The sequence below is a fragment of the Planomicrobium sp. YIM 101495 genome (assembly GCF_009707665.1).
In the GTDB taxonomy this organism is placed as follows: domain Bacteria; phylum Bacillota; class Bacilli; order Bacillales_A; family Planococcaceae; genus Planococcus.
Genome location: NZ_WLZW01000001.1, coordinates 75,783 through 102,781, shown reverse-complemented (window position 1 = coordinate 102,781; position 26,999 = coordinate 75,783). Strand labels below are relative to the sequence as shown.

Sequence of the window (26,999 nt, the reverse complement as noted above, 5' to 3'; positions counted from 1 at the left end):
TGATTATATCATAACTTTTCTGCTATTTGGTAGCTAAAATCTTGATGATGATGAGCACCTTTTACTGGAACACTTCTTCCATGTCCTCTTTTGTCATCAGAACAGTCCTCGGTTTGCTGCCATTTTGGACCGAAATGACTCCCTGCTCCTCGATCATATCCATAAGTCTCGCTGCGCGGTTATAACCGATCCGGAAGTGACGTTGCAGCATCGATGTAGAAGCCGTGCTTTGTGTAACGATGAGTCGGCACGCTTCCTCGAACAGTTCATCTTGCTCTTCAGCCATGTAGCTCGAGCGGATCAATTCCTCTTCTTTGAAGATGTATTCCGGTTCACCTTGCTTCCGGACATGCGCGATGACGTCTTCGATTTCTTCATCTGTGACGAATGTTCCTTGGATCCGGACCGGTGCTGACATGCCATTTCCTAAATATAGCATGTCCCCTTTCCCGAGAAGACGTTCTGCTCCTTGGGAATCCAGGATTGTCCGGCTGTCCACTTGGGACGATACAGAGAAGGCGATGCGTGTCGGGATGTTCGATTTGATCAAGCCGGTAATGACATCCACGGATGGACGCTGTGTGGCGATGACCAAGTGGATTCCGCAAGCACGCGCTTTTTGGGCGATGCGGCAAATCGATTCTTCGACATCAGACGGCGCGGCCATCATGAGATCCGCCAACTCATCAATAATGATGAGGATGTGCGGCAAGTGCTGTGCTGGTTGTCCTTTAGAGGCAACCATCTTATTATAACGCGCGATATCGCGGACGCCTGTGTGGGCGAACAACTGATAGCGACGCTCCATTTCTTCGACTGCCCATTTCAAGGAAGCGGTCGCTGCTTTCACGTCCGTGATGACTGGACTCAGCAAATGCGGAATATGATTATACGGTGCAAGTTCGACCATTTTCGGATCGATCAGCAATAATTTCAAATCACGTGGTGTCGATTTAAATAGCAAACTGACGAGAATTGAATTAATGCACACCGATTTTCCGGAACCTGTTGCACCGGCAATCAAGCCATGTGGCATTTTCCGCAAGTCGACACTCACAGGTTTCCCTGTCAAATCAAGGCCAAGTGCCGCTTCCAAAGGTGAATCGGATGAGGTGAATACATCACTGCCGATAATTTCAGAAATACGTACCGGGCGCGATTTGCGGTTAGGAATTTCGATGCCGATTGAGCTCTTCCCAGGAATCGGTGCTTGGATACGGATATCACGTGCTGCCAGGGCTAGCTTCAAGTCATCCGCCAAGTTGCGGATCTTGCTGACTTTCACGCCGTGGGCAACGGTCAATTCAAATTGTGTGACGGCGGGGCCTTGTACGATTGACGTAATCTCCGCATTGATGTGGAAATGCGAGAGCGCCTCGACTAGGCGGTCTCCCTGCTCTTCCATCCACTCCGTATCGATCAAATCGTTCTCAGGTGGACGCAATGAATCTTTTTCAGGCAAGAAATAAGCGGCGACAGGCTCAGCCGTTTTGACAATCTCTGTCTGCGGTACTTCGACTTCCGGCGCAGATGTCTCTTCTATTGCAACCACTTCAGGCTGCTGGACGACAAGTTCCGGCGCTTTCACTTCTTGGACCGCTTTCGGCAACACCGGTTTTCCAACCGGACGCTGTTGCATTTTTTGTTTGTCCGACTTCAGCATTAAGACGTTGAACGGCACTTTCCTCTCCGTCGACGGTTTCTTCACTTCAGGCTCTGCAACTTTTTCAGCTACAGGTGCAGGGACAAGGACCGGTTCTTCGACCACTTCTACTGCTTGTGGTGTTTCTTCCGGCTCTTCTGTGATCGGTTCCTCAAGCTGTTCCGGCACTTCGATTTTCGTCGGAGCTGGCGGCGCATGTGAAACATAAGCTTCGGCGACTGCCGGCTTCTCGATCGGTTCTGCTATTTCAATTGGTTCTTCAGTGCTTTGTGGTTCGGCGGTAATCACGGGTGTTACAGGTTCAGCAACAGGTTCAGCTACTACTTCCGGCTGGGCTATCTCTTCGGGCATTGTGATTTTCTCTTGTACTGGTGGTGCGACGACTTTTTCTTCCGGCTGGACGTAGCGCAATCCTTTCAGCTCCATCCGCACCCGCTCCGCCTGCTGTGCTGCAGAGGGAGTCAGTGCGACATCGCTGATGAAGGTTTCCATGCCAGTCCGGTCTTTGCCGACTTTTTCATGCTGATCCGACTTCAAGATTTCCGTCGTCGTCTCCGGCCCTGTTGCTGTCTCTTTCTGATCAAGCAATTGCTCGATCGGTAACGGACGCTGCTCCTGGAATCCGTAGACAGGGGAAGGCACCCGAGTCGGCTCGAACCGCCGGGATGATCCCGGCTTGTCTTTCAATTCCGTCCGCTTCGGAAGCGGTGCGGTTCTGCTCACTTCTCGGATAGGACGCGGATTCCGTACCGGTGTCACCGGTGTGATGATATCCTGGTCCCGAAAACGGTCGCGATCAGCTGCACGCAATTCAGTCCGCTTCATCGATGGTTCGATCCGGGCGGTCGGGCGTACATCCTGGATTTCTTGTTCGTCTGGTTCCCCTGCTAGAAATGCCTGCTTATCTTCATCCGGTATGAGCGGAAATCGGAAAGGTGCAGATCGTGCGGTCTTTGGTTGCGGCTGTTTCCGGGCATCTTCCAACCGGGCTTCGTCATCATCCGAATCGAATACACGGCTCCATAAGTTTTTAAACCAGCTCATCACTCGTCACGCCTTCACTTCGAATGCTGCACCGACTTCAGTGTCTTCAGGCAAAACAAGAATCCCTTTTTGCTCTGGAGCATCCGGTAATGCCAGTTCTTTTGCTGAACAGATCATGCCGCTTGAAGGAACACCGCGCAGTTCTGCGTCTTTGATGAGCATCCCTGAAGGCATAACAGCGCCGACTTTCGCCACGACCACTTTTTGTCCTTGCTCGACGTTCGGAGCACCACAGACGATTTGCAATGTTTCTTCCCCAACAACTACTTGGCAAACGTTCAGTTTGTCAGCATTCGGGTGTTTTTCTTTTGACTCTACGAATCCGATGACGAATTTCGGTGTCAAATCCACTTCCAATGTCAAACTGACACCATTCTTCTCCAGTGCATTTTGAAGGTCTGTTACAAGCTGCTCGTTCAGTTCAACTGCAGTGTCTTCTTTCAACGCATCCGAATAAGTTGAAGCGTTGAACAAGTTAAAGCCTGCCACTTGCCCTTCTGCATCTTTAATCAGCGTGATATCACCGAATGTTTCCGGTGTGATTTTCTCTGGTGTTTCCATTTGTAAACGAACGAGTAGCGTATCACCGATACCTTTTGTATTGTAGAAAACATTCATTTTTATTTTTCCTCCTGCTCGCGTCTGTTTTTAGCCATGATGAAGATCGGATCAAGCACACCGTCTTCGTAGACGAATGACAGTGATGTAATCGGGACTTTCCCATTTGTGAAGAAGTGCATTGCCATCTGGGCCAATACATCATAACCTGTTTCATTGCGGATATCGCCGATAATCAGCACATCTTGGTGCGGCACCGAAACCGTCATATCCCCTTGGATCTTTTCTTTCATTTCTTTTAAGAACGCTTCGTTCAAAATGCGGGAAGCGTCATAGCCATCATTTTCATTCAAAAAATAGAAGATATTCCCTGCAACTTCATCCTGTTTCACCGAAGTCGACAATTTTCTTGCTTGGAATTTCGCCATCTCCTGCAGCTGTGCTTCAGTAAGACTTAATGAATTTAACATATTTTCGTCAATTAAGCGATACGTATTGCCAATGTCAAGGGCAAAATAGACACGCGTCTCCGCAGTATGGTCCATTGTCACGAAACGGATGCCTTCACGCGACTCTTCCGGGAACGACGTCGAACGGATGACCGGGAAGATTTGATCGCTCTCTGCAATTGCCCCGCTCTCCTCAAGCTCCATCGCTTTGAACGTCTCGCTGATCGTGTAGACGACCTCGTCGATCGCTGCGTCACCTTTTGCTTTGTAACGGTTGATGACTTGCGGGATGCCAAGTGTCATCCCTTGGCCGATTCCAGTATGCTCAATACGTAATGAATCCTTCTCGCGGTCGAAGCTCCAACGGATTTCTTCGCCCGGCATGCGGCTTTTCAATATACCAATCAATTCAGATGATTTCATTTCTTTCCGCCTTTCCACAAACAAACGGCTCTCCCCTGGGGGTGAACCGTTCGGATTTTTTATTCTGACAGGTTGTTGATAAACGATTCGATTTCTTGCTGCGTCTTGCGGTCTTTACTGACGAAACGGCCGACTTCCTTGCCGTCCCGGAAACCGAGGAAACTCGGGATTCCGTAGATTTCCTGTTCGACACACAGATCGATGAACTGATCACGGTCGACGGAAACGAATGTATACGTGCTGAATTTCTCTTCCACTTCCGGCATGATCGGGTCGATCACGCAGCAATCCGGACACCAGCCGGCTGTGAACATGAAGATGACCGGTTCATTGTCTGCCAGTTGCTTGAATTCCTCGATTGATTGTAGCTCTCTCATCAGTCTCAGCTCCTAATTTCCAGTATCGACGGAACGGACCGTCTTCATCATCCATTCCATGTTGTCCGCCACATCGGATTCCTCCGATAATGTCGTCATTTTCACACCACCAGCACTTGCTACGATTTCGAAACGGTCTTCCGCCACTTCACGGACCGTCACGAAGCCGAACCGTTCATTTTCCTGGAACGTTTCGTTCGCTATCCACTCCTCCGCAAGAGGCTGTTGCAGCTCATAAAACAATTGACTATCGGGTGCTTCGTTCGGGTTGACGAACAAGACGAACGAGTCACCGCCTTCGGTCACGATAATATTATTTTCATCGGAAGGGTCTTCTACAGTATACTCGCCAGGCAAATAAAATTCTGTCCGGTCAGCAGTCTCATTCGCATTTTCCGGCTCAGCTTCAAACGCTGCCCGCGTATCATCGATTCCTTCTTGTACACGTTCTTCCATCGTTGCACCGCATGCGGCCAAAAAACCGGCTGATGCCAACAGTATGATCATTCCTAATCTTCGAGGCAAATGAATTCCTCCCTCACTATACTATGCTTTATTTTAATAGTGTTTAAGTGGAGTTGCAACTTAATCGCTGTCGCGCACATATTGCCCGATCAATAAAGTGACGAGATGGTCGAACATTTCGTCCCGATTCATCATGCCATTCGTTAAAACTCCGATCGCGCCTTTATGGTTCCGGATGCCGGATTCATTCGCATAAATGTCCATCACCGGACCGAGTTCCCTGCCCCGCAACAGTTCAGCGGAGATGCTTTTCGGAAGCGGAATTTGTGCACCTGCTGCTGTAAAGACGCGGCCATCGGATGTTGCGAGTGCGCCCCAGTTACAAAGGTACATGCCATCTTCCATCATGAAGACACCGCCCTCAAGACCGATTGCCATGTCACGATCTCCCTGTAAGGCGTTCTGTGCGCGGTTGACCGCTCCCCTCTTCGTCTCCTCCAGTGTCATCGGCTGAGCAGAAACGCCGGATTCGACATTCATTGGTTGGATATCGGTATCCCATTCGAGCTTCTCGATAACTGCTGCGACGGCACCGACCTTCGCTTTGTTCAACGATGCTACCGCTAGTTTGATGTTGTGCATAACGTGTCCCCTTTTTCGGTTGCGTAAATTTTCTTCAAAAAAAAGAGCCCGAAGGCACTTTTTTTAACCGTTTTGTTTGATCGTTTCAACTGTCGCTCGGTCGGCTGCTTTCACAAGCTTGACGATCAGTTCTTTCGCAGCCGCATAGTCATCTGTATGAATAATCGAAGCAGATGTGTGGATGTATCGCGAACAAATTCCGATAACTGAGCTCGGTACACCTTCGTTCGATGTGTGGACGTTCCCTGCGTCTGTTCCGCCTTGTGAAACGAAGTATTGATATGGGATGTTGTTTGATTCAGCTGTATCCAAAACGAATTCGCGCATGCCGCGGTGTGTTACCATGCTGCGGTCGAGGATGCGCATCAGCGTCCCTTTGCCAAGCTGGCCGAATTCATTTTTATTGCCGTTCGCATCGTTCGCCGGGCTCGCATCAAGTGCGAAGAAAAGATCCGGATCGATCATATGCGCTGCCGTTTGTGCACCGCGCAGGCCGACTTCTTCCATAACCGTAGCGCCAGAGAACAATTGGTTCGGCAATTTCTCGTCTTTCAATTCTTTCAACAGTTCGATTGCAAGACCACAGCCATAACGGTTGTCCCAAGCTTTCGCCATGATTTTCTTGTCGTTGGCCATCGGTGTGAACGGGCTGAACGGGACGATCTGCTGCCCTGGACGAATACCGATTTCCTGTGCGTCTTCTTTGCTATCCGCACCGATATCGATCAACATGTTCTTGATTTCCATCGGCTTCTTGCGGTCTTCATCGCTCAATAGATGAGGTGGGATCGAGCCGATGACTCCTGGAATCTTCTTGTCGCCGACAATGATCTCCACCCGCGTCGCAAGCATAACTTGGTTCCACCAGCCCCCAAGTGTCTGGAAACGGATCATGCCGTTGTCTGTGATTTGTGTAACCATGAAGCCGACTTCGTCCATATGGCCGGCAACCATGATGCGCGGGCCGTCTGCTGCGCCGTCACGCACACCGAAAATACTTCCTAAATTGTCCTGGATGATACGATCGGAAACTTTCTCCAGCTCAGTTCTCATATACTTGCGGACCTCGTGCTCGTTCCCCGGTGCACCAGGCAGTTCCGTCAACGTCTTGAACATCTGCAATGTTTCTTGATTCATTTTCAATATCCCCCTCTAAACAATCTCTTTTTCCAGTTTAGAGCTTTTATCAGTAAATTGCCACTATTATTTCGCTTAACGAAAGAAAAGTTCGGCGAAAGGCTCCCAGATGCGTTGGCTCTTTCATTTATGTTACAATTGGGGCAATCGACAGAGGAGGAATGGCCAGTGAAAAATCGTGATTTGTTAATCGGATTTGTGACAGGAGCAGCTGCTGCTTATTTGATCAAAGAAGTGAATGATCGCCGTCAAACGCTTTATCCTGCTGATGATGTTTTGGAATCGGTCAAGAATGCGTTCAAGGAAGAGGGACCGATTGACGGTTCTTGGATCTACATGAAAGCCGAGCCTTTCAACCGCTATGCAATTTCGACAGACGTCTACAAAGGCGGAATCAGTCGCCACAAGGATGATGAGCTCCAGCAATTCGAATTTGCTGCAGATGCTTATACTGGGGCGATTGTGGAAATCAATAAAGTGTAATGGCTGTCCAGCTGCTGCAAATACGCATGTTGCGTTTGCAGCGGCTTTTTTTATTTTGTGATCATTTCGAACCCACTTTCTTGGGGATTGTCGAAATCAGAATCCTGCTGACCTGCATTCCAGAGTTTCACGAGCTGGAGGCGCTGACCCGAGCCTCCTCGGCCGCTTTGCAACCTGCGGGGTCTCGGGTTAGCTTGACTCCTCCGGCACGCTCACTCTTCCATTTCGGCTCAGCTCGTTCGAGAATCGGAGCTTTTGTAGAATTTCAGTGATTGGGATGATTCCTGCATAAGCTGCTTATGTCGCTTTCTACTAGAAGGTGTCGGATAGTAGCCGGCAAGCTCAGGAGGTTTGTCATCTTAAATTTAATCGTGAATCAGATGTTTTTGCACTCGATAATGAGCAAGTTGGCATAGTCGTATCTCGTAATCATCTAGTCAAACTTCACCAATTTTCAGCTGCAACGCGATGCTGGATAAGAAGGAATCAATATTGCTACGCTCCCGATAACTATTAAACACAAAATCAACTGAGAGTGGCGGCCTACGCAGTCAGCCGCCCGAACATTCAACTCAACATCAACAGTAGAAAGAAATGAAAATGGCATTTCATCACTATTTCTCCCACATCCACAGCGGAGTGGCTGGTTTGGACTGGGCGGAGGGTAAGACAAGCGTTCTTCAGCTTGGCTTCTTCCGGGAGCCCTGTCCGAAGCGACGAAGCGGATTCCCATGCGACACCCGCTCTTTCTTTTACACTCACTAGATTAGAACCCGGGCGGCCTACGCAGTCAGCCGCCCAAACATTCAACTCAATACCAACATTAGAATAAAATGAAAACTCCATTTCACTACCATTTCTCCCACACCCTCAGCGAAGTGGCTGGCCTGGACATGGCGGAGTGGTAAGATGAGCGGTTCTCAGCTCAGCTTACCGGGGGAGCCATGTCCTTAAGCCGCAAGCGACTTCCCATTTAATCCCCTCCACTCCCATAGAAAACTCTAAAAAAAATGAGCTTATCCCCATAAAAGCTATTGGGATAGGCTCATTTTCATCTTATTACTCTTTATCCTTATACTGCAGCGCGTCGATGATTTCTTTGCCATCGGCGCTCCATTTCAGATAGCGGTAGTAGGCGTCGTGATAGAACGTGAAGTAGTAGCCTCCTGCGAGCGCTTCTTCCATCAGCTTTTCTTTCGCATAGATCGAATCCATCGGATAGTCGTCAAATGCCAAGACCCACAGCGGGTTCTGGTGTGCATGCGTAGGCATGATATCGCCCATGTGAAGGATTGTTTCATCACCGGAAGTCATTTTGACGACGGAGTGGCCGTTCGAGTGACCACCCGTGTGGATCATTCGGATACCCGGGACGATTTCTGTCTCGCCTTCGAACGTTTGAACTTGGCTTGCGACTGGCTCCCAGTTTTCTTTCCAGTATGTATTGCGTGACCGGATGTTCGGGTGCTGCATTTCGTCCCACTCGATAGCTGACGTGTGAATCACTGCGTTCGGAAAGACCGATACGAGTCCTTCACCTTGCCATTTCGTCAGTCCTGCCGCATGGTCACCGTGCAAGTGTGTCATGAGAACGTGATCGATGTCGGCTGCAGTCAAACCGAGCTCTTCCAACTGGCTCTCAAGACGCGACTGTGATGAAACGCCAAGGTTGCGCAGCTGGCGTTCGTCCAGCTTGCCGTCACCGAGTCCTGTGTCGATCAGCAGCTTTTCTTTGCCAGTGTCGATCAGAATCGGGTGTGTCGGCAGTTCGATCTGGTTTTTTTCGTTGACTGGATAACGTTTCGACCAGACGACTTTCGGTACAACACCGAACATCGTCCCGCCGTCTAACATCGTCGTTCCCCCGTCGAGCCATGTCAGTTGTAGATCATTGAGTTTCATCGTATCCATTTCAAGTCCCCCTTTGTGGATTTATTTTTGAAAACGACTTTCGAGATGGTAAATCGGCTGACCAAGGCTTGAGAATTTCTCTTCGTACTCAGTCATGATGTTCCACTCCGGCTCTTCTGCGTGCAAATCAAGTGAAACATCTGTCAATAGCATGCCGTATTCCGAAATACTTTTCAAGCTGTACTCGAAAAGTCCGCGGTTGTCCGTCTTGAAATGGATTTCGCCGTTGACCGGCAAAATCGATTCATACAGCTTCAAGAAGCGTTCGTTCGTAAGGCGGCGTTTCGCGTGGCGCGTTTTTGGCCAAGGATCCGAGAAGTTCAAATAGACAAGGCCGACTTCCCCTGCTTCGAAGAAATCTTGCAAAGCTTCCCCATTCACTTCCAACAAGCGTAAGTTCGGGATGCCTTCTTCCTCTTCAAGTACTTTTTCGAGCGCGCTGACGATGACACTTTCGAACAATTCGATGCCGATGTAGTTGATGTCTGGATTCATCTTGGCCATGCCACTGATGAAACGGCCTTTCCCTGATCCGACTTCGATATGGATCGGTCGGTCGTTGTCGAATACTTCGTGCCATTTTCCTTTATGTTGCTGTGGTTCCGGGATGACGATCTCCGGATTGGCTGCGATCAAGTCTGCAGCCCACGGTTTGTATCTTGCTCTCATGGTCAATCCTCTTTCTATGTTTGATTACGGGCGAGAAGCCAGCGCTTCTTGCTCGTTGTATAAAGAACCGCATCGTTTGGCGGTGTAGTTCCTGCGGCATCACCATCAGCGTGGCGGCTGACGGCTGCATCCGTTTTCAGTTGGAATGCCTCGCTGTGCCATTGGTCTACTTCTTTAAGGCGGAGATGGCTTCCGGTAAATACCGTACCAAAAACGAGCAGCAGTTTCAATCGGCGGATGCCATGGACGACGGTGATTTCCAATTTGCCGTCATCGGTCTTGGAAGTCGGCGACAGCTTCATTCCGCCGCCGAAGAACGGTTGGTTACTGATGGTTGCGAGCCAGACGTCTTCAAAATGGCGGACTTCCCCCGCTTCCGCCACTTCCAGCGTGAATGGCTGGAACTTGACCAGCGAATTCGCCACGAGTAGCGCGTAGGCGAGTTTCCCCATGCCGATGCGGTTCAAGGCTTTTTTCAGCGGGGACTTGTTGACGCGGGCAGTCACTTCCGCATCGAACCCGATTCCCGTACTCGATACGAATACAATCGGGTCATTTTCCCCGACTTGGCCGAGGTCATGCGGTCGTTCCGTCTGCTGTGCCAAATAACGTTCGATGTCCGCTCCGTGTTTGAACGAAGCGAAGCCACGAGCGAAATCGTTGCCTGAGCCTGCCGGGACGAATCCGACAGATAAATGCGCAACCCCCGCAGCGGCTGTGATGATTTCTCGCATCGTCCCGTCGCCTCCGATCCCGACGACGAGTGCACGTTCGCCTTCATCCGCAAAACGCTGGACCAATTCAGTTGCGTGTCCGGCCTTCTCCGTTTGGATGACTTCGTGCGGGGACCGGATCTGGCTTTTAAGATGCAGCCATTTCTTTAACGCTTTGCCATTGCCGGCAACAGGATTAATCAAAAAAATAGTCTTCACGTCTTCGGGATCTTCCTCTCAACGGTTTACTTGTGATGCCAATGCAATCGCTGCGACTTCTATGTACCGCGGCGTCTGTTGCGGCGCGATCCGGTACAGACAAAACTTGGTTACTTCGAATTGCACCGATGCAAGCGGCATCACTGCCGGCAACGATTCATCGCCTGCCCGCTTGTTGGCAAGTGTGATGTGCGGATGGAACGGCTTCGGATCCAGCTTGAATTGGAGCTGTCCGATTGCCTCCAGCACTTGTCGCTGCAGTTGCATTAGCGCCTGATTGTCTTCTACTGCGGCAAAAACGACGCGCGGCTTGTCTGCCGGACCGAATGTTTCCGTCCGACTGATCTTCAAAGTGAACGGGCTCGCGGTGACGTTCCCGAGGAGCTCGGTCATTCCTTCCACTTCATCCGGTTCCGCCGCTCCGATGAACGACAGTGTCAAGTGCAGGTCCACTGATTCCGGGTAACGCTTGAAGCCTTGAAGATTCCAGCCGTCCCGTTGTTCGATCAATTGCTCTGCTAGTGAAAGCGGGACGGGAATGCCGATAAAATAATGGATTGCCATTTCTATCACCTCTCCATAGTTTACCATGAAAAAACCGTTTTCCGCGGACATTCCTGCGGAAAACGGTCATTGTTCCATTATGCGTTGACGGACACGCCGATGCGCGCTTCGAACGCTTCGATTAACCGGTTCGTCACTTTCCCCGGCTTACCGTTGCCGATCACTGTGTCGTCGATCTGGATGACCGGTAAGATTTCCGCTGTAGTCGAGCACATGAAGAACTCGTCCATCGCCAGGGCCTGGTCGACTGTGAAGGCCGTTTCTTGAAGCTCGATGTCCAAATCCTTACAAATTTGCATGATGACGCGTCGTGTGATGCCATTCAAAATTAAGTTCGTTGCTGGGTGTGTGTAAAGGATTCCGCCTTTGATGCCGAACATGTTCGAAGAAGAACCTTCCGTCACGACGTCGCCGCGGTGCAGGATCGCTTCGAAGCAGCCTGCTTCATGCGCTTCCTGTTTCGCCAGGACGTTGCCGAGGAGATTCAAGCTCTTGATGTCACAGCGCAGCCAGCGAACGTCTTCGATGAGCTTCGCCTTGACGCCTGCTTTCATCCACTCAACCGGACGTGAAAGCGGCTTTGTGGAAGCCACTAGAACCGGTTCTGCAAGCTCTGGGAAGTGGTGCTGGCGCATTGATGCACCACGGCTCACTTGCACATATACTTGTCCGTCTGTCACTTCGTTCCGCTCAACCAATTCATGGAGCATTTTGTGGAAAACGTCTTTCGTGTAAGGGAATACCATGCGGATTTTTTCTGCGCTTTCGTAAAAGCGGTCGATGTGCTCTTCCGCTGTGAAGAAGTCGCCTCCGTATATCCGGATTACTTCGTAGATGCCATCACCGAATTGATACGCGCGATCTTCTCTTGATAATTTCAATTCATCTTCCTTGATTAAGTCACCGTTATACAAAATCCAATCCATGTCGATTCCCTCTTTCATCATTTTTTACATGCCCACTCGCTGATTGCCTGTGCGTAGATTGCTGTTGCTTTCACTAAATTATCGATGTCCACGAATTCGTCTGCTTGGTGCGCGACGTCCGGCTCTCCCGGGAACAGCATACCGAATGCCACCCCTTTGTCGAGCACGCGGGCGTATGTCCCCCCGCCGATCGCCAGCAGTTCCGCACGTTCACCCGTATTGTCTTCGTAAGCTTTTTGCAATGTCCGGACGAACGGGTCGTCTCCGTCGACGTAATGCGGTTCCGAGTTTGATGTGATTTCATACGTGATGCCTGCTGTTTTTAGCGCTTCGAGCTTGTCCGCGAATGGATAGGTGATCGAATAGCGCAAACTTACTTCGCCGTATGCATGGCTTCCGCGCACATAGCGCATGATGCCGAGGTTCAACGTTGTATCGCCGGATTCCTCGTCGGCGTAAGCCAAGCCGAGCGCACGGCCGCGTGAATCGCCGGAGAAATGGTCGGCGATGAAGCGGCTGAATGCCCCACCTGCGCCATCAAGCTGTTGCGCCAGGAACGTGGCCAAATGGATGCCGGCATTAACGCCTGCATCCGGCTCCATGGCGTGCGCCGATTTGCCGCGGATGACAAGTGTTGCCGTTTCGTCTTGCACGTCGATTGAGCCTTCCAGTCCTTGTACATCACGGAACACTGCAAACGCTTCTTGCCAGTCACGGCTGTTATCCACAACTGCCGTGGCGACGTCCGGCACCATGTTCGTCCGTTCACCGGAATGGAAAGACACGAGTGCATCGTCAGCACCGATTTCATCGACCGAGAATTTCAAGCCGGCAATGCCTTTTTCCGCATTGATGAGCGGAAAATCCGCATCCGGTGCAAATGCTGCGCCCGGCATCTCTTCTTCCTGGAAATACTTCTCGACGCAGCGGAAACCACTTTCCTCATCCGTTCCGACGATCAAGCGCACGCGCTTATCGAACGTCAGCCCTGAATCTTTGACCATATTCAGTGCAGTCCAAGCCGCAATCGTCGGCCCTTTGTCGTCGATCGCCCCGCGTCCGAACAATTTATTGCCTTCGATTGCGCCGCCGAACGGATCATGCTTCCAGCCACTTCCTGCTGGTACGACGTCCACGTGTCCGAGGATTCCGAAAAGCTCTTTCCCTTCACCGATTTCCAAATGTCCTGCCACATTCGCGACATTCTTCACGCGATATCCTTGGCGTTCCCCTTCTTCGAGCACCCAATCAAGTGCACGTCTTACTTCTTTCCCAAACGGCGCCTGTTCCGACGTCTCTTCGCTCAACACACTCGGAATGGCGATCAACCGCTGCAATTGCCCGGTCAATTCCGCTCGTCGCTTTTCTGCTTCTGCTTGCCAGTTCATCCGGTTCACTCCTTTTCAATATCGCTATTGTACACTGTTTCAGCGAAATGAACAGAAAAAAGCGCAAATTTCCCCCTGCTTCGGATCATATCAAAGCCCTTCATAAATGAAATCGTTCTGTAAAAATGGTGTTAAGCTTCTTTCAATTAAGTAAAAATCATAGCCATCGCGGAAATCTTTCGTTATAATTTAGTTGTCATAAATTCTGACTACACTTATTATTCCGGAAAAGGAGCTGGCTAATGGCATTGTTCAACTGAGTGATTCATATCGGTAACCCGTCCGCTTGTCTTTGCTTATTAGGAAAAAAGATGAAGGAGTGGTTCTCTTTTGAAACCTACAACTGATCGCATGCTCATTCGTATTAAAGATATGTACAAGTACATCCTGGATAATGGGACTGTTAGTACGCAAGATTTAGTCGATGAATTCGGCATCACTCCTCGCACCATTCAACGAGATTTGAATGTGTTAGCCTTTAACGATTTGGTAGAAAGTCCAACTCGCGGCAAATGGACAACGACGAAGAAAAAAGTCAAAATGCCCTCATAACCCCTTTCCTGAAGAACAAAAGCCTCTCCAATTCAATTGGGGAGGCTTTTGTTCTTTATTGTTTTGCCGGGCGGAGACTTGCGAATTCCTCCTCCGTCAACGGTCGGTAATGACCAATTTTCAATTCCGGGTCGAGTTTGAGCTTGCCCATCGAAAGTCGTTTCAAGTACGTCACGCGCTTTCCTCTGCTTTCGAACATGCGCTTCACTTGGTGGAACTTCCCTTCCGTGATGACGAGTTCGATTTCGGAAATGTCGTCGCTCTTCAAGATGGTCAGCTCCGCCGGTTTCGTTTCGTAGCCGTCGTCGAGTGTGACGCCGCGCTTGAACGCTTCGCTGTCTTCCTCCGTCACAACGCCGTTGATTTGGGCATAGTACCGTTTGCCGACATCTTTTTTCGGAGACAACAGTTCATGCGCCAACTTTCCATCGTTCGTCAGCAACAGCAAGCCTTCCGTATCTTTGTCGAGCCTGCCGACCGGGAAAGGCTTGAAATGCTGTTCCGTTGGTCCGAGCAGGTCAATCACCGTGGGGTCACGCGTATCTTCCGTCGCCGAGACGACACCAGGCGGTTTATGCAGCATCAAGTAAATGAATTCCTGATAAACGACCGGTTCGCCGTTGACTGTGACGGTATCCTTGTCCGGATCGACGTGCTGCTTCGGGTCTTTCTCTACATGGCCGTTCACTTCCACTGCTTTGGATTTCAGCAGCACTTTCACTTCCTTGCGCGAACCGAATGCCATATCAGACAAAAATTTATCGAGTCTCACTTAAACATCGCCCCCTAGAAACCGAATTTCCGTGTGATTTTCGTCAACCGCTCGCCGAATAATTTTTGTGCGATGCCGATTTTTAAACTCAAATAGCCATAAACTGCCCCACCGACCGCACCAACGATCAGGATCCGAATGATTGACTGCCACTTGGCATCCATCGGAATGAAGAAATCGATGGCGAACAACGTTGCGAGCACCGCAAGCGCCATAACACCATTCAATAGGATGATCAGGATCGTTCTGCGGACCACCAGTTTCGATCGGTAGTTCATCGTCACCATGATGACGGCGATGTTCATCCCGATTGCGGCACAATAGCCGATGACCGTAGCAAGAATTGCACCGTACGTTTCGAAAGCGGTGATAAGCGGAATGTTGAGCGACAATTTCAGCAGCAGACCGACCAGCAAGTTCAGGATGATCCACTTTTGCTGATTGATCCCCTGCAGGATGGATGCTGTCACCGGGAACAAGGCGAACAGGATCGCGGCCGGCAAGTAGAACGCCAGGACACCGGAGCCGACTTCACTGATTTCGTAAAACACATGGTATAACTCATCGGACAACATAGCCATCCCGATCACTGCCGGCACGGTCAAGAACAGGATGATCTGGAACGATTGATCCAATGTCCGCGTCAGCAGACGATGCTCATTTTTCGTGTAATACTTCGTGATCAGCGGAATCAGCGCCATCGAGAAACCGGTCGCGAGCATAACCGGGATCATGACGAGCTTATGCGCAGAAATGTTCAGCATCCCGAGATAGATGCTGGCGTTGGCTGCATTGCCCGCTTCTCTCATCCCCCGGCTGAACGTCAGCATGTCGACAAGCTGGAACAACGGGTTCGCGACGCCAAGAAAGACGATCGGAATCGCATACGTCAGGATTTCCTTATACATATCGCGTAACCGCACATTGTACGATTCGACTGAGTTCAGCCGCAGCTCATTGTATTCCGGCTGTTTCTTCCGCCAGAAGTAAACGAGTGAGAGCAAGCCCCCGACTGCACCGATTGCAGCGGACAGCACCGCGAACTGAATCGCTGATTTCGGTGTCCCTCCCATGAGGTGGATGACCGCATACACACCTGCAAGCAGGAACGCAATCCGGACGATCTGTTCGATCAGCTGAGATACGGCGGTTGGCATCATGTAGTTATAGCCTTGGAAAAAGCCACGCCACAAACTCATGAACGGCACGACGATCAATGCGAAGCTGACCCAGCGGATGACATCGGCGACATCGTCAACTGTGAAAACTTCATCTTTCGGATCGATGGTTATTTGTGCAATGACATCTGCCAGGAAGTACAGGGCAAGAAAAGACGCAAAGCCGGTCACCATCATCGTCAATAATCCGGACTTCAAAAGCCTTCGCCCGGTTTCGTAATCGCCGAGCGAATTATACTTGGCGACGTATTTCGAGAATGCAAGCGGCGCGCCGGAAATCGCCACGGCAAGCATCAAGTTATATGGAATATAGGCATATTGGTAAAGAACGATATTTTCTTCACCGACCATTCCATAAAACGGAATAATGTAAATAACGCCCAAAACTTTCGACAAAAACAAACCTAGAGTTAAAATAGCTGTTCCTTTGAGTAATGTGGACATTTCGCACTTCCTGACTAAGTTCAATTAAAAAGCAATCTACTCGCTAGTTTACACCGATAAATGAAATTACTCAACGGACAGCGCAGTCTGTTGTATACTAAAAGAAAAAAGAAAGTGTGTTTTTTCATGTATGACGTAATCATCATCGGTGGCGGTCCATCTGGGCTGATGGCTTCCATCGCGGCCGCAATGAACGGCCAAAAAGTTTTGTTAATAGAAAAAGGGAAAAAACTTGGGAAAAAACTTGTCATCTCCGGTGGCGGCCGCTGTAACGTGACCAACCGGTTGCCACTCGAAGAAATCGTCAAAAACATCCCGGGCAACGGACGTTTCCTGTACAGTCCGTTCTCCGTTTTCAACAACGACGACATCATTAACTTTTTCGAAGGGCTCGGTGTGCCGTTGAAGGAAGAAGACCACGGCCGCATGTTCCCCGTGTCGGACCGTGCACAAGACGTCGCAGAAGCAATGTTCAACGAAATGGACCGCCTCAACGTGACCGTGATGCTCCAGTCCCCTGTCAAAAAATTATTGATGGACGATGAGCGGATTACAGGCGTCCGTCTTGAAACCGGCGAAGAATTCACAGCGATCGCCGTCGTTGTCGCAGTCGGCGGCAAAGCGGTGCCGCAGACCGGCTCGACCGGCGACGGCTATCCGTGGGCGGAACGCGCGGGCCACACGGTGACAGAACTGTATCCGACCGAAGTGCCTGTGCTGTCGAAAGAACCGTTCATCCAAAGCCGTGAACTCCAAGGCCTCGCTTTACGCGGAGCGGCAGTCTCGGTGCTGAAGAAAAATGGCAAGCCGATCATCACCCACGAAATGGACATGCTCTTCACGCACTTCGGCATCAGTGGCCCTGCGGTTCTCCGCTGCAGCCAGTATGTCGTCAAGGAGCTGAAGAAAAATGGCGGAATGCCTGTCACGATGCGGATCAATTCCTTGCCGCACTTGAACGCGGAATCCGCTTTCCAGGAATTGCACGCCATGATGAAAGCTGAACCGAAAAAATCCGTTAAGAACGTCTGGCGCTCGGTCACACAAGAACGCTGGTTGCTGTTCTTGATGGAACGTGCTGACATCGATCCGCAGGCGATCGGAGCAGAGCTTCCTGCTGAAAAAGTGCGTGCGCTCGCCAGGGAAATCACTGGCTTTGAAATGGTCGTTCACGGCACGCAGTCGATCGAGAAGGCGTTCGTCACTGGCGGCGGTGTTTCGATCAAGGAAATCGAGCCGAAAACGATGGCATCCCGCAAAAAAGCCGGCCTGTACTTCTGTGGTGAAATCCTCGATATCCATGGCTACACAGGTGGCTACAATATTACATCCGCACTCGTCACGGGCAACGTTGCCGGGAGAAGTGCTGCGGCATTCTCGAAAGAAGTTTAATTAAATTTTGTTCGATGAAGCCGGTCGCGCATTGTGCGTGATCGGTTTCTTTTTCGTGGTTGATGATAGGAGTTCGCGATCGGACAACACATGTAGAAACTGGAACCTGGGGATTATGGCACCGGAATCGACTGTGACGGCTCCCTCTCCTGGCCTCAAAATCGATTTACTATCCGGAATTGACCAAATACTATCCGGAGACGTGAAATACTAGCCGGAATCACCAAAATACTATCCGCAAACCGAAAATACTATCCGGAAGCAAAATACCCCCTCTTCTCCCGTCAAAAAAAGCCCCAGCTAACCAGCCAGGGCTCCCTCTTATCAGTTATCCAACAACTACGTTCACAAGTTTCCCAGGAATCGCAATCACTTTGCGGATCTGTTTGCCTTCCGCCGCCTTCTGAATCGTTTCATCCGCAAGCGCAGCTGCTTCCAGTTCCTCTTTCGTAATGTCTTTCGCAACGGAAATCTTCGTCCGCACTTTGCCGTTCACTTGAACGACCACTTCTACGACATCGTCGACCAATTTCGACTCATCGTACGTCGGCCACTCTTCGTACGTGACTGTTTCTGAGTGACCAAGTTTCTCCCATAGCTCTTCCGCTACGTGTGGCGCGATCGGCGAAAGCAATTTTACAAAGCTCTCGACGTATTCTTTCGGAATGGTGTCTGCCTTGTAGCCTTCGTTAATGAAGACCATCAATTGCGAAATCGCTGTGTTGAAGCGCAGCGCTTCGAAATCCTCAGACACTTTCTTCACGGTCTGGTGGAATACTTTCTCCATCTTGCCATCGTTCGCATCGACAACTTTCGTGCTCAATGCGTCGTCTTCGATGAACAACCGCCAGATGCGGTCCAAGAAACGACGTGCGCCTTCCAAGCCGTTTGTCGACCAAGCGATTGAAGCGTCAAGCGGCCCCATGAACATTTCATACAAGCGCAGCGTATCCGCTCCGTGGCTTTCAATGATGTGGTCCGGGTTGACGACGTTGCCTTTCGACTTGGACATCTTCTCATTGCCTTCGCCAAGGATCATTCCTTGGTTGAACAATTTCTGGAATGGCTCTTTCGTCGGGACGACGCCAAGATCGTACAACACTTTGTGCCAGAATCGCGCATACAACAAGTGAAGAACCGCGTGTTCCGCTCCGCCGATATAGATGTCGACCGGCAGCCAGTGTTTCAAGAGCTCCGGATCAGCAAGCATTTCATCGTTATTCGGGTCAATGTAGCGCAAGTAGTACCAGCAGCTGCCCGCCCATTGCGGCATTGTGTTCGTTTCGCGGCGGCCCCTCAATCCCGTTTCAGGATGCACGACATTGACCCAGTCCGCGATGTTCGCAAGTGGTGATTCGCCTGTACCGCTCGGCTTGATGTCGTCCGTGATCGGCAACATCAATGGCAGATCCGCTTCGTCGACCGGTGTCATCGTCCCATCTTCCCAGTGGATGATCGGAATCGGCTCGCCCCAGTACCGCTGACGGCTGAACAACCAGTCGCGCAGACGGTACGTGATTTTCTTCTCGCCAGTTCCTTCTTTTTCGAACCATTCGATCGCTTTAGCGATTGCTTCTTCTTTGTTCAAGCCATTCAGGAAGTCCGAGTTGATGAGCTCGCCGTCACCAGCGTAAGCTTCTTCTTCGATGTTTCCGCCTGAAACAACTTCGACGATCGGCAAATCAAATTGCTTCGCGAATTCGTAGTCCCGCTCGTCATGTGCAGGAACTGCCATGATGGCACCCGTCCCGTATGTTGCAAGGACGTAGTCAGCGATCCAGATCGGCATTTTCTCGCCGTTCACTGGATTCAATGCATATGCACCTGTGAAAACTCCCGTCTTGGACTTCGCCAAATCTGTTCGCTCGAGGTCGCTCTTCGTTTTGACAGAATCGATGTACTGCTCGACCGCTTCCTTCTGTTCTGCTGTTGTGATGTCTGCGACTAGAGCATGTTCCGGTGCAAGCACTGCATACGTCGCACCGAAAATCGTGTCTGGACGTGTCGTGAACGCTTCGAACGAATGCTCCGTGCCATCGATTTCAAAACGGAGCTGGGCACCTTGCGATTTCCCGATCCAGTTCCGCTGCATGTCTTTCAAGCTTTCCGGCCAGTCAAGGTCTTCCAAGTCTTCAAGCAAGCGATCCGCATATTCTGTAATGCGCAGAACCCACTGGCGCATCGGACGGCGCTCGACTGGATGTCCACCGCGCTCTGACAAGCCGTCGATCACTTCTTCGTTCGCCAATACCGTGCCGAGTGCCGGACACCAGTTGACTGCCACTTCGTCCACATACGCAAGGCCTTTATTGTAAAGCTGGATGAAAATCCATTGCGTCCATTTGTAGTAAGATGGGTCCGTCGTGTTCACTTCGCGATCCCAGTCGTAAGAAAATCCGAGTTCTTGGATCTGGCGTTTGAACGTCGCGATGTTCTTCGCTGTGAATTCCGCAGGGTCATTCCCTGTATCAAGCGCATATTGTTCAGCCGGCAAGCCGAATGCGTCCCAGCCCATCGGATGCAGGACATCGTATCCTTGCATGCGTTTCATGCGGCTCAAGATATCTGTCGCTGTGTAGCCTTCGGGGTGACCGACGTGCAGACCCGCGCCGGATGGATAAGGGAACATATCAAGTGCATAAAATTTCGGTTTGTCGAAATCTGTTTCCAGCTTGAATGTTTTGTTGTCCTCCCAATGCTTCTGCCATTTTTTCTCGATGTCTTTGTGCTTGAATGTCATGTTCATTCCTCCTAGAAATGGCGTGATTCTCCGTGAAGCCGCTCCGGACAAAATAAAAAACCCGTCCCTTAAAAAACGTAAGGGACGGGTTTTTGCCCGCGGTGCCACCCAAATTAGCGATCTATGTCGCTCAACTTGATTCCTTAACGCGGAAAACGGTGTATGTTACTTGTGTTCACATACACGACTCCGAGGTGAGTTCGAACGTTCCATTTGCCGGCTCCCACCAATACCAGCTCTCTAAAAAACGGAAAGTGTCCTACTGCTCCTCTTCACGGTCACAGCCTATTACTTTCATTTTAGCCGAGGAGCTGCCGTTTGGCAATAGCTCACGCGACTTTGACGTTATCCGTATTCAGTGGTGCATCCGTCGAATTGACGACATCTTCAACCGAGAATCCTTCGAAGACTTCAAGTAAAACAAGGCCGTTGTCTGTCACTTCGATCACTGCACGTTCTGTGATGATCTTGTTGACGACGCCTTTCCCTGTTAGTGGCAAGTCACATTGCTTCTTGATCTTCGGAGAGCCGTCTTTTGACACGTGGTCCATGATGACGATAACTTTCTTCGCACCATGTACCAAGTCCATCGCGCCGCCCATTCCTTTGATCATCTTGCCTGGAATCATCCAGTTCGCAAGGTCGCCGTTTTCTGCAACTTCCATTCCGCCGAGGATTGCGACGTCGATATGTCCGCCGCGGATCATCGCGAATGATTCTGCGCTCGTGAAATAAGCGGATCCCGGAATCGTCGTCACTGTTTCTTTCCCGGCGTTGATGAGATCCGGATCCACTTCATCTTCTGTCGGGTATGGCCCGATGCCGAGCAGTCCGTTCTCTGACTGCAAGACGACTTGCTTGTTATCAGAGATGAAGTTCGCTACCAATGTCGGCATGCCGATTCCAAGGTTGACATAGTCCCCGTCTTTGATTTCTTTTTCTGCACGTCTTGCAATTCGTTCTCTCTGCAATTTCTTGTCCATTTCGGTCCCTCCCATTTCTTAAGAGCTGCGTGTTGTCAAACGCTCAATCCGTTTTTCCTGGTCCGCTTGAAGCAATCCTTGCACGTAAATGCTCGGAGTTTGTACGTGATGCGGATCCAGTTCGCCGGTTTCTACGATCGCTTCGACTTCCGCAATCGTCACTTTGCCTGCCGCTGCCGCGAGCGGGTTGAAGTTTTGCGCCGTCTTGTTGTAGACAAGGTTCCCCATCTTGTCCGCTTTCGCTGCACGGACAAGTGCAAAGTCCGCTGTCAGTGCATGTTCAAGAACGTATTCTTTGCCATCGAATTCGCGGATTTCTTTGCCGTCTGCGACTGTCGTGCCAACGCCAGCTGGAGTGAAGAATGCCGGGATGCCTGCTCCACCCGCACGCATCTTCTCAGCCAATGTGCCTTGCGGCGTCAACTCGACTTCGATTTCACCTGCTAGTACTTGGCGTTCGAACTCTTTGTTCTCGCCAACGTACGAACCGATCATTTTCTTGATCTGTTTGTTTTTCAGCAATAGGCCTAGACCCCATTCGTCAACGCCACAGTTGTTCGATATGACGGTTAAGTCTTTAACTCCTTTGTCGACTAGCGCCAAGATCAGCTGTTCCGGAATTCCGACCAACCCGAATCCTCCTACCATGATCGTCGCGCCGTCTTTGATCGGCTCTACAGCCTCTTTTGCCGATTGATAAATCGGTTTCATCTGCTACTCCCCCTCGCACAATTGTCAAACTTATCATTTACCTTCCACTTCAATTTAAACAAAGTCCTTCTGTAAACGCAATTCTATAGAAAAAACCGGAGCTCGGCAAATTTCCGGGGCTCCGGTTTCTATCACATTGATTCGATTGGTTCTGCTGTTCTTGCTGCTTCCGCTGCCTCGAGCGGCCGGTCGTAAAGTACCGACGTAACGATGGCTGCAAGGAGTAAAATCGCGACGAGGATGAACAGCGCTGACATCCCGTATGAGTCGACCAGCACCCCACCGAAAAACGGTCCGATCATCCGGCCGCCCGTTGCGACACTATTGACGATCCCCTGGTATAAACCTTCGCGTCCTTTTGGTGCCAATTGGTTGGCAAGTGCCGGTACCGCTGGCCAAATGAACATTTCCCCGATGGTCAAAATTGCCATGGCGATGACGAACATGCTGAATTCCTCAGCGAATGCAACGACAATATATGAAATAATCATAATGACGATCCCGATGACCATCTGTGCTTTCAAATTATCTTCAATGCGCTTGACGATCGGCCGGATGAACGGCTGGCCGATGACGATCAATAACCCGTTCAATGTCCAAAGTAAGCTATATTGCGGTAAGGTAATTCCAATCTGCTGCGTGTAGGCAGAGATCGTCGATTGCCATTGCACATACCCGAACCAGCACAGCAAATAACCGATGCTGACGATGAGCAATGCGTAAAATGGTGCGCGGTTGCGGATTTTCTTTCCTTCCTGAATGACCGACGTCTGAATCGAACTCGAAATCGACATCGATTTGAATCCGAACAATGCAATGAAGAAAAACAGGATGTACATCACCAAGTTCGCGGTGAAAATAAGATCAAAGCTATAGGCTGCCAAAAATCCAGCCATTGCCGGCCCGATTGCGACACCGACGTTTTGCGCCAAATAGATGGCGTTAAACGCTTTCCGACCACCTTCTGGCCATACTGTACCGACCATCGCATACATACTTGGGAATACAATCCCGCCGCTAAATCCGATGATTGTGTAAAAAATGACGAACGGCGTGAACTCATGCCACAGCGTCAGCCCGACAAGTGCGAAGACTGTCCCGACGATGCCAAGCAGGACCGAGCGATATCCGCCGACTTTGTCGAACATGACACCGCCAAGCAAGTTCCCGACCACTGCCGCTCCAGCGTTTGCCATCAAAACGAGGCCGGCTACCGTCAGCGATTTCCCCAGATGTTCATTCATATAAATGGTCGTCAACGGCCAGAGAAACGAGTTACCCGTGACGTTCACCAACATTCCAATAATAAGCAGCCAAACTTGTTTCGGCACAGCAAACTCTCCTTCATCCACTAAATTCCATAGGAAATTGTATTCCTTTTCCAACTGAACAACAAGAGAAACTTCCCTTTTTTACAATAAAAATAGTGGATGATGTCCAATTTTTGAAATGGGTTTAATTTTCTTAACTTTCCATCAACATTTGCCCACGTTTTGTTGTGTTGTTGCTTCGTCGGATAAATATCAGCCGCTCTACCTCCGCTCAACATTTGATATAATAAACACCAGAGGAGTTGTTTTTACATGGAGACCCATTTGCCCTTCGCTTCAGACGGCAAACGCTACTATACATGGAACCGCCATTTGCGCGACCACTTCGGCCATAAAGTAATGAAGATTGCACTGGATGCCGGCTTCGACTGCCCGAACCGGGACGGCACGGTCGCATACGGTGGCTGCACATTTTGCTCGGTCGCTGGGTCTGGCGACTTTGCAGGCGACCGCGTCGATCCGATCCCGGTCCAGATGGAAGCGATTAAAACAAAAATGCATAAGAAATGGAAAGACGGCAAATACATCGCCTACTTCCAGGCCTATACGAATACCCATGCACCAGTCGAAGTACTGCGTGAAAAATTCGAAGCCGCGATCAACCAGGAAAATGTCATCGGCCTCAGTATCGGCACACGTCCAGATTGCTTGCCGGATGATGTCATCGATTATTTGGCGGAGCTGAACGAACGGACGTATTTGTGGGTCGAGCTTGGGCTTCAGACCGTGCACGAACGGACGGCGCTGCTCGTCAACCGTGCGCACGATTTCGAAGCGTATGTGGAAGGTGTGACGAAGCTCCGCAAACGTGGGATTCAGGTATGTACGCACATCATCAACGGCTTGCCGCTGGAAGACCGGGAGATGATGATGGAGACAGCACGCGAAGTCGCGAAGCTCGACGTACAAGGCATCAAAATCCACTTGCTTCATTTATTGAAAGGCACGCCGATGGTCAAGCAGTATGAAAAAGGCATGGTCGAATTTCTCGGGAAAGAGGAATACATTTCCCTCGTCGCTGATCAATTGGAAGTGCTGCCACCGGAAATGGTCGTCCAGCGCATTACGGGTGATGGCCCGATCGACTTGATGATTGGACCCATGTGGAGCACGAACAAGTGGGATGTGCTAAATGGCATCGATGCGGAGCTTGAACGCCGAGAGAGCTGGCAAGGAAAGAATTACAAGGAGCGTGTCGAAGGATGAGTTTGAAACGAGTATTGCCATTCACAAAATCTTTGCTTGAAGAAGCCGTATTACAAGGAGATTACGTCATTGACGGAACTGCCGGGAACGGTCACGACACGCTATTCCTTTCACAACTGACAGGGCCGACCGGAAAAGTATACGCGTTCGATATACAAGAGCAGGCGATCCAAGCGACTGCTGAGCGAGTTGCTGCACACACGCACGTCGAGCTGGTCCATGACAGCCATTCAAAAATCACGCAGTACGTCACTGAGCCGATTGCCGCAGCAGTCTTCAACCTCGGCTATTTGCCAAAAGGTGACCACGCGATCATCACGAAGCCGGACAGTACGCTCGAGGCGATTTCGCAGTGCCTCGACTTGTTGAAAACTGGCGGTCTCGTCCTCATCGTCATTTATTCCGGTCACGAAGGTGGCAGCGAAGAACGGGATGCGGTGATGGCGTTTTTGCAAAACTTGCCGCAGCAGGCATTCGACGTCCTGCAATACGGCTTCATCAATCAGCAACATTCCCCGCCATTCCTCGTCGCGGTAGAAAAGAAAAAGTAACCAGCAGAAAATCCAAGCACGGTGCTCAGCCTTGCTTGGTTTTTTTATTCTTCCCCGCGCAAAATCCGCACGAAAGTCTCATTCATCTCTTCCGCCGTCTGCTGGAAATCCTGACGGTACCACTCGATTGCCAGTCCGACGATGGCATTCGCCTGATAGGCGCTCACCATCGGGATATCAATCGTCGCGCGGTGTCGCTTCTCCATATCGGCTTGCATTAACGTTTGGATATGGTCAAAAAACAAATAGTAATACGACAGCGGTGCGCCTTTCGAGAAGACAATCCGATAAAACGGCTGATACTTCTCGATGTGATGGAATATACGAATTGATTTCGGCTTCAGCTCTTTCGCCTTCAACAACTCCATATGCTTATACGGTTCCTCGTAAGACGCTCCGAGATCCTCCATCATCTTCTTGAAATATTCCTCGAACAAATCTTCCACCCGTCCGTAATGCGAATAGAACGTTCCTCTGTTCACCATCGCCACCTTGCAAATCTCAGTTACCGAAATTGCGCCGAGCTGCTTTTCCTTCAAAAGCAGGAGCAACGCATTTCGCAACGCTTCCTTTGTTTTCAATACACGTAAATCCATCCGATTCCCACCTCCTTTTACTGAACAAAAATCCGGAATATGTTCTTAAATGTACACTTTCTGAATTTTTGGTGATTGTAAAACACCTAGTCTACGCTTTATAATTTTAACATACAGTTGTTCAATAAAACGAGGAGGTTTTTTCAATGAAATTGGAAAACAAAGTAGCAGTCGTCACAGGTGCAGCGTCTGGAATGGGCAAAGCAATCGCGGAATTATACGCGAAAGAAGGCGCGAAAGTCATCGTCGCGGACTTGAACAAAGAAGGTGCTGAAGCAGTTGTTGAAAGCATCAAGAACAGTGGCGGTAATGCGACAGCAGTATCAGCAAACGTTGCGAAGCAAGAAGACATCGACGCAATGATCGATGCAGCAATCAACGAATACGGCACGCTTGATGTTCTCGTAAACAATGCTGGAATCATGGACGGTTTCGAACCGGTGGCAGACATTATGGATGAGAAATGGGACTTAATTTTCGACATCAACACGAAAGGTGTCATGCGCGCAATGCGTCGTGCAATCCCGATTTTCCTTGAAAAAGGCAACGGCGTCATCGTCAACATTGCATCAACTGGCGGACAGAACGGTGCACATGCCGGAGCTGCTTATGGTGCATCCAAACATGCGGTTGTCGGCATGACGAAAAATACTGGCTATATGTATGCACAAAAAGGGATCCGGTGTAACGCGATCGCTCCAGGAGCAGTCGAAACGAACATCAGCGCGTCCATGAAGAACATCAACGAATTCGGCATGGGGCGTTCACGTCTCGCACAAGGCGTCATCCCACGCGTCGGACAACCCGAAGAAGTGGCGCAAGTTGCCTTGTTCCTTGCTTCTGACGACTCTAGCTTCGTCAACGGCTCCGTCATCACGGCGGATGCTGGCTGGACGGCAGCATTTTAAGCAA

The 26,999-nt window shown here is 50.3% G+C and carries 26 protein-coding genes and 1 other annotated feature; of the genes, 6 read left to right on the top strand and 20 right to left on the bottom strand.

The genetic code is table 11. From position 1 onward, the window contains the following. Positions 1-61: 61 nt before the first annotated feature. The 7 genes from GIW82_RS00615 to GIW82_RS00585 all read right to left on the bottom strand — a co-directional run bounded on the left by GIW82_RS00615 (position 62) and on the right by GIW82_RS00585 (position 6,758). Positions 62-2,707, bottom strand: coding sequence for a DNA translocase FtsK (locus tag GIW82_RS00615; RefSeq protein WP_154748004.1), 2,646 nt, complete (start codon positions 2,705-2,707; stop codon positions 62-64). A 6-nt stretch (positions 2,708-2,713) separates the two neighbouring features. Next, complete coding sequence (ytpR, locus tag GIW82_RS00610) at positions 2,714-3,325, bottom strand: YtpR family tRNA-binding protein (protein ID WP_154748003.1); 612 nt, start codon at positions 3,323-3,325, stop codon at positions 2,714-2,716. Between the two features lie 2 nt (positions 3,326-3,327). Then, on the bottom strand, positions 3,328-4,137 hold the full coding sequence (locus GIW82_RS00605) for a DUF1444 domain-containing protein (RefSeq protein ID WP_154748002.1): 810 nt from the start codon (positions 4,135-4,137) through the stop codon (positions 3,328-3,330). 59 nt (positions 4,138-4,196) lie between these two features. Continuing rightward, positions 4,197-4,514, bottom strand: coding sequence for a thioredoxin family protein (locus GIW82_RS00600; protein WP_154748001.1), 318 nt, complete (start codon positions 4,512-4,514; stop codon positions 4,197-4,199). A gap of 12 nt (positions 4,515-4,526) precedes the next feature. Further along, positions 4,527-5,021 carry a hypothetical protein gene (locus GIW82_RS00595; RefSeq protein WP_230309124.1) on the bottom strand — a complete coding sequence of 165 codons (495 nt, stop codon included), beginning with the start codon at positions 5,019-5,021 and terminating at the stop codon, positions 4,527-4,529. Between the two features lie 78 nt (positions 5,022-5,099). Then, positions 5,100-5,621: a DUF84 family protein gene (locus tag GIW82_RS00590; protein ID WP_154747999.1), complete on the bottom strand. Its 522-nt coding sequence runs from the start codon at positions 5,619-5,621 to the stop codon at positions 5,100-5,102. 63 nt (positions 5,622-5,684) lie between these two features. After that, on the bottom strand, positions 5,685-6,758 hold the full coding sequence (locus tag GIW82_RS00585) for a M42 family metallopeptidase (RefSeq protein WP_154747998.1): 1,074 nt from the start codon (positions 6,756-6,758) through the stop codon (positions 5,685-5,687). A 168-nt stretch (positions 6,759-6,926) separates the two neighbouring features. Between GIW82_RS00585 and GIW82_RS00580 the strand changes: the two genes are divergently transcribed. Continuing rightward, the gene (locus GIW82_RS00580) at positions 6,927-7,241 is read left to right on the top strand and encodes a hypothetical protein (protein ID WP_370455943.1); all 315 of its coding nucleotides are present in this window, start codon (positions 6,927-6,929) and stop codon (positions 7,239-7,241) included. A 1,059-nt stretch (positions 7,242-8,300) separates the two neighbouring features. On the opposite strand, the gene GIW82_RS00575 is transcribed toward GIW82_RS00580, so the two are convergent. From GIW82_RS00575 to pepV, 6 genes are all read right to left on the bottom strand, one after another. Then, complete coding sequence (locus GIW82_RS00575) at positions 8,301-9,152, bottom strand: YtnP family quorum-quenching lactonase (RefSeq protein WP_154747996.1); 852 nt, start codon at positions 9,150-9,152, stop codon at positions 8,301-8,303. A gap of 21 nt (positions 9,153-9,173) precedes the next feature. Beyond that, positions 9,174-9,821, bottom strand: coding sequence for a tRNA (guanosine(46)-N7)-methyltransferase TrmB (gene trmB, locus GIW82_RS00570; protein WP_154747995.1), 648 nt, complete (start codon positions 9,819-9,821; stop codon positions 9,174-9,176). Between the two features lie 14 nt (positions 9,822-9,835). Continuing rightward, positions 9,836-10,753, bottom strand: a complete 918-nt coding sequence (locus GIW82_RS00565) for a diacylglycerol/lipid kinase family protein (protein WP_370455942.1) — start codon at positions 10,751-10,753, stop codon at positions 9,836-9,838. Between the two features lie 18 nt (positions 10,754-10,771). Beyond that, positions 10,772-11,317, bottom strand: a complete 546-nt coding sequence (thpR, locus tag GIW82_RS00560; protein WP_195913908.1) for an RNA 2',3'-cyclic phosphodiesterase — start codon at positions 11,315-11,317, stop codon at positions 10,772-10,774. A gap of 77 nt (positions 11,318-11,394) precedes the next feature. Further along, on the bottom strand, positions 11,395-12,243 hold the full coding sequence (gene dat / locus GIW82_RS00555) for a D-amino-acid transaminase (RefSeq protein WP_154747993.1): 849 nt from the start codon (positions 12,241-12,243) through the stop codon (positions 11,395-11,397). A gap of 17 nt (positions 12,244-12,260) precedes the next feature. Continuing rightward, positions 12,261-13,631 carry a dipeptidase PepV gene (gene pepV / locus GIW82_RS00550; protein WP_154747992.1) on the bottom strand — a complete coding sequence of 457 codons (1,371 nt, stop codon included), beginning with the start codon at positions 13,629-13,631 and terminating at the stop codon, positions 12,261-12,263. A gap of 330 nt (positions 13,632-13,961) precedes the next feature. On the opposite strand from pepV, the gene GIW82_RS00545 reads away from it, so the two are divergent. Further along, complete coding sequence (locus GIW82_RS00545; RefSeq protein ID WP_154747991.1) at positions 13,962-14,183, top strand: DeoR family transcriptional regulator; 222 nt, start codon at positions 13,962-13,964, stop codon at positions 14,181-14,183. A 55-nt stretch (positions 14,184-14,238) separates the two neighbouring features. Here GIW82_RS00545 and GIW82_RS00540 read toward each other — a convergent pair whose 3' ends face one another. Then, positions 14,239-14,955 carry a pseudouridine synthase gene (locus tag GIW82_RS00540; RefSeq protein WP_370455941.1) on the bottom strand — a complete coding sequence of 239 codons (717 nt, stop codon included), beginning with the start codon at positions 14,953-14,955 and terminating at the stop codon, positions 14,239-14,241. Positions 14,956-14,969: 14 nt separating this feature from the next. Beyond that, entirely contained in the window at positions 14,970-16,577 is a 1,608-nt protein-coding gene (locus GIW82_RS00535; RefSeq protein ID WP_154747990.1) for a putative polysaccharide biosynthesis protein, read from the bottom strand. 126 nt (positions 16,578-16,703) lie between these two features. Between GIW82_RS00535 and GIW82_RS00530 the strand changes: the two genes are divergently transcribed. Beyond that, positions 16,704-17,969, top strand: coding sequence for a BaiN/RdsA family NAD(P)/FAD-dependent oxidoreductase (locus GIW82_RS00530; protein ID WP_154747989.1), 1,266 nt, complete (start codon positions 16,704-16,706; stop codon positions 17,967-17,969). A gap of 328 nt (positions 17,970-18,297) precedes the next feature. Here GIW82_RS00530 and leuS read toward each other — a convergent pair whose 3' ends face one another. From leuS to GIW82_RS00510, 4 genes are all read right to left on the bottom strand, one after another. Next, positions 18,298-20,709, bottom strand: a complete 2,412-nt coding sequence (gene leuS / locus GIW82_RS00525; protein WP_154747988.1) for a leucine--tRNA ligase — start codon at positions 20,707-20,709, stop codon at positions 18,298-18,300. A 77-nt stretch (positions 20,710-20,786) separates the two neighbouring features. Continuing rightward, positions 20,787-20,994, bottom strand: a binding site (T-box leader). A gap of 44 nt (positions 20,995-21,038) precedes the next feature. Further along, a complete protein-coding gene (locus tag GIW82_RS00520) occupies positions 21,039-21,692 on the bottom strand; it encodes a 3-oxoacid CoA-transferase subunit B (protein WP_154747987.1) in 654 nt (217 codons plus the stop codon). A gap of 18 nt (positions 21,693-21,710) precedes the next feature. Next, positions 21,711-22,403, bottom strand: coding sequence for a CoA transferase subunit A (locus GIW82_RS00515; RefSeq protein WP_154747986.1), 693 nt, complete (start codon positions 22,401-22,403; stop codon positions 21,711-21,713). 131 nt (positions 22,404-22,534) lie between these two features. Next, the gene (locus GIW82_RS00510) at positions 22,535-23,734 is read right to left on the bottom strand and encodes an MDR family MFS transporter (protein WP_370456160.1); all 1,200 of its coding nucleotides are present in this window, start codon (positions 23,732-23,734) and stop codon (positions 22,535-22,537) included. 252 nt (positions 23,735-23,986) lie between these two features. Between GIW82_RS00510 and mnmL the strand changes: the two genes are divergently transcribed. After that, on the top strand, positions 23,987-24,940 hold the full coding sequence (mnmL, locus tag GIW82_RS00505) for a tRNA modification radical SAM protein MnmL/YtqA (RefSeq protein ID WP_154747985.1): 954 nt from the start codon (positions 23,987-23,989) through the stop codon (positions 24,938-24,940). Continuing rightward, the gene (gene mnmM, locus GIW82_RS00500) at positions 24,937-25,491 is read left to right on the top strand and encodes a tRNA 5-(aminomethyl)-2-thiouridylate-methyltransferase MnmM (RefSeq protein ID WP_154747984.1); all 555 of its coding nucleotides are present in this window, start codon (positions 24,937-24,939) and stop codon (positions 25,489-25,491) included. Before mnmL ends, mnmM begins: the two co-directional genes overlap by 4 nt. A gap of 44 nt (positions 25,492-25,535) precedes the next feature. Here the strand turns inward: mnmM and GIW82_RS00495 are convergent, their stop codons facing one another. After that, positions 25,536-26,087 carry a TetR/AcrR family transcriptional regulator gene (locus tag GIW82_RS00495; protein ID WP_154747983.1) on the bottom strand — a complete coding sequence of 184 codons (552 nt, stop codon included), beginning with the start codon at positions 26,085-26,087 and terminating at the stop codon, positions 25,536-25,538. Between the two features lie 146 nt (positions 26,088-26,233). Between GIW82_RS00495 and GIW82_RS00490 the strand changes: the two genes are divergently transcribed. Beyond that, a complete protein-coding gene (locus tag GIW82_RS00490; RefSeq protein ID WP_154747982.1) occupies positions 26,234-26,995 on the top strand; it encodes an SDR family oxidoreductase in 762 nt (253 codons plus the stop codon). Positions 26,996-26,999 lie beyond the last annotated feature (4 nt).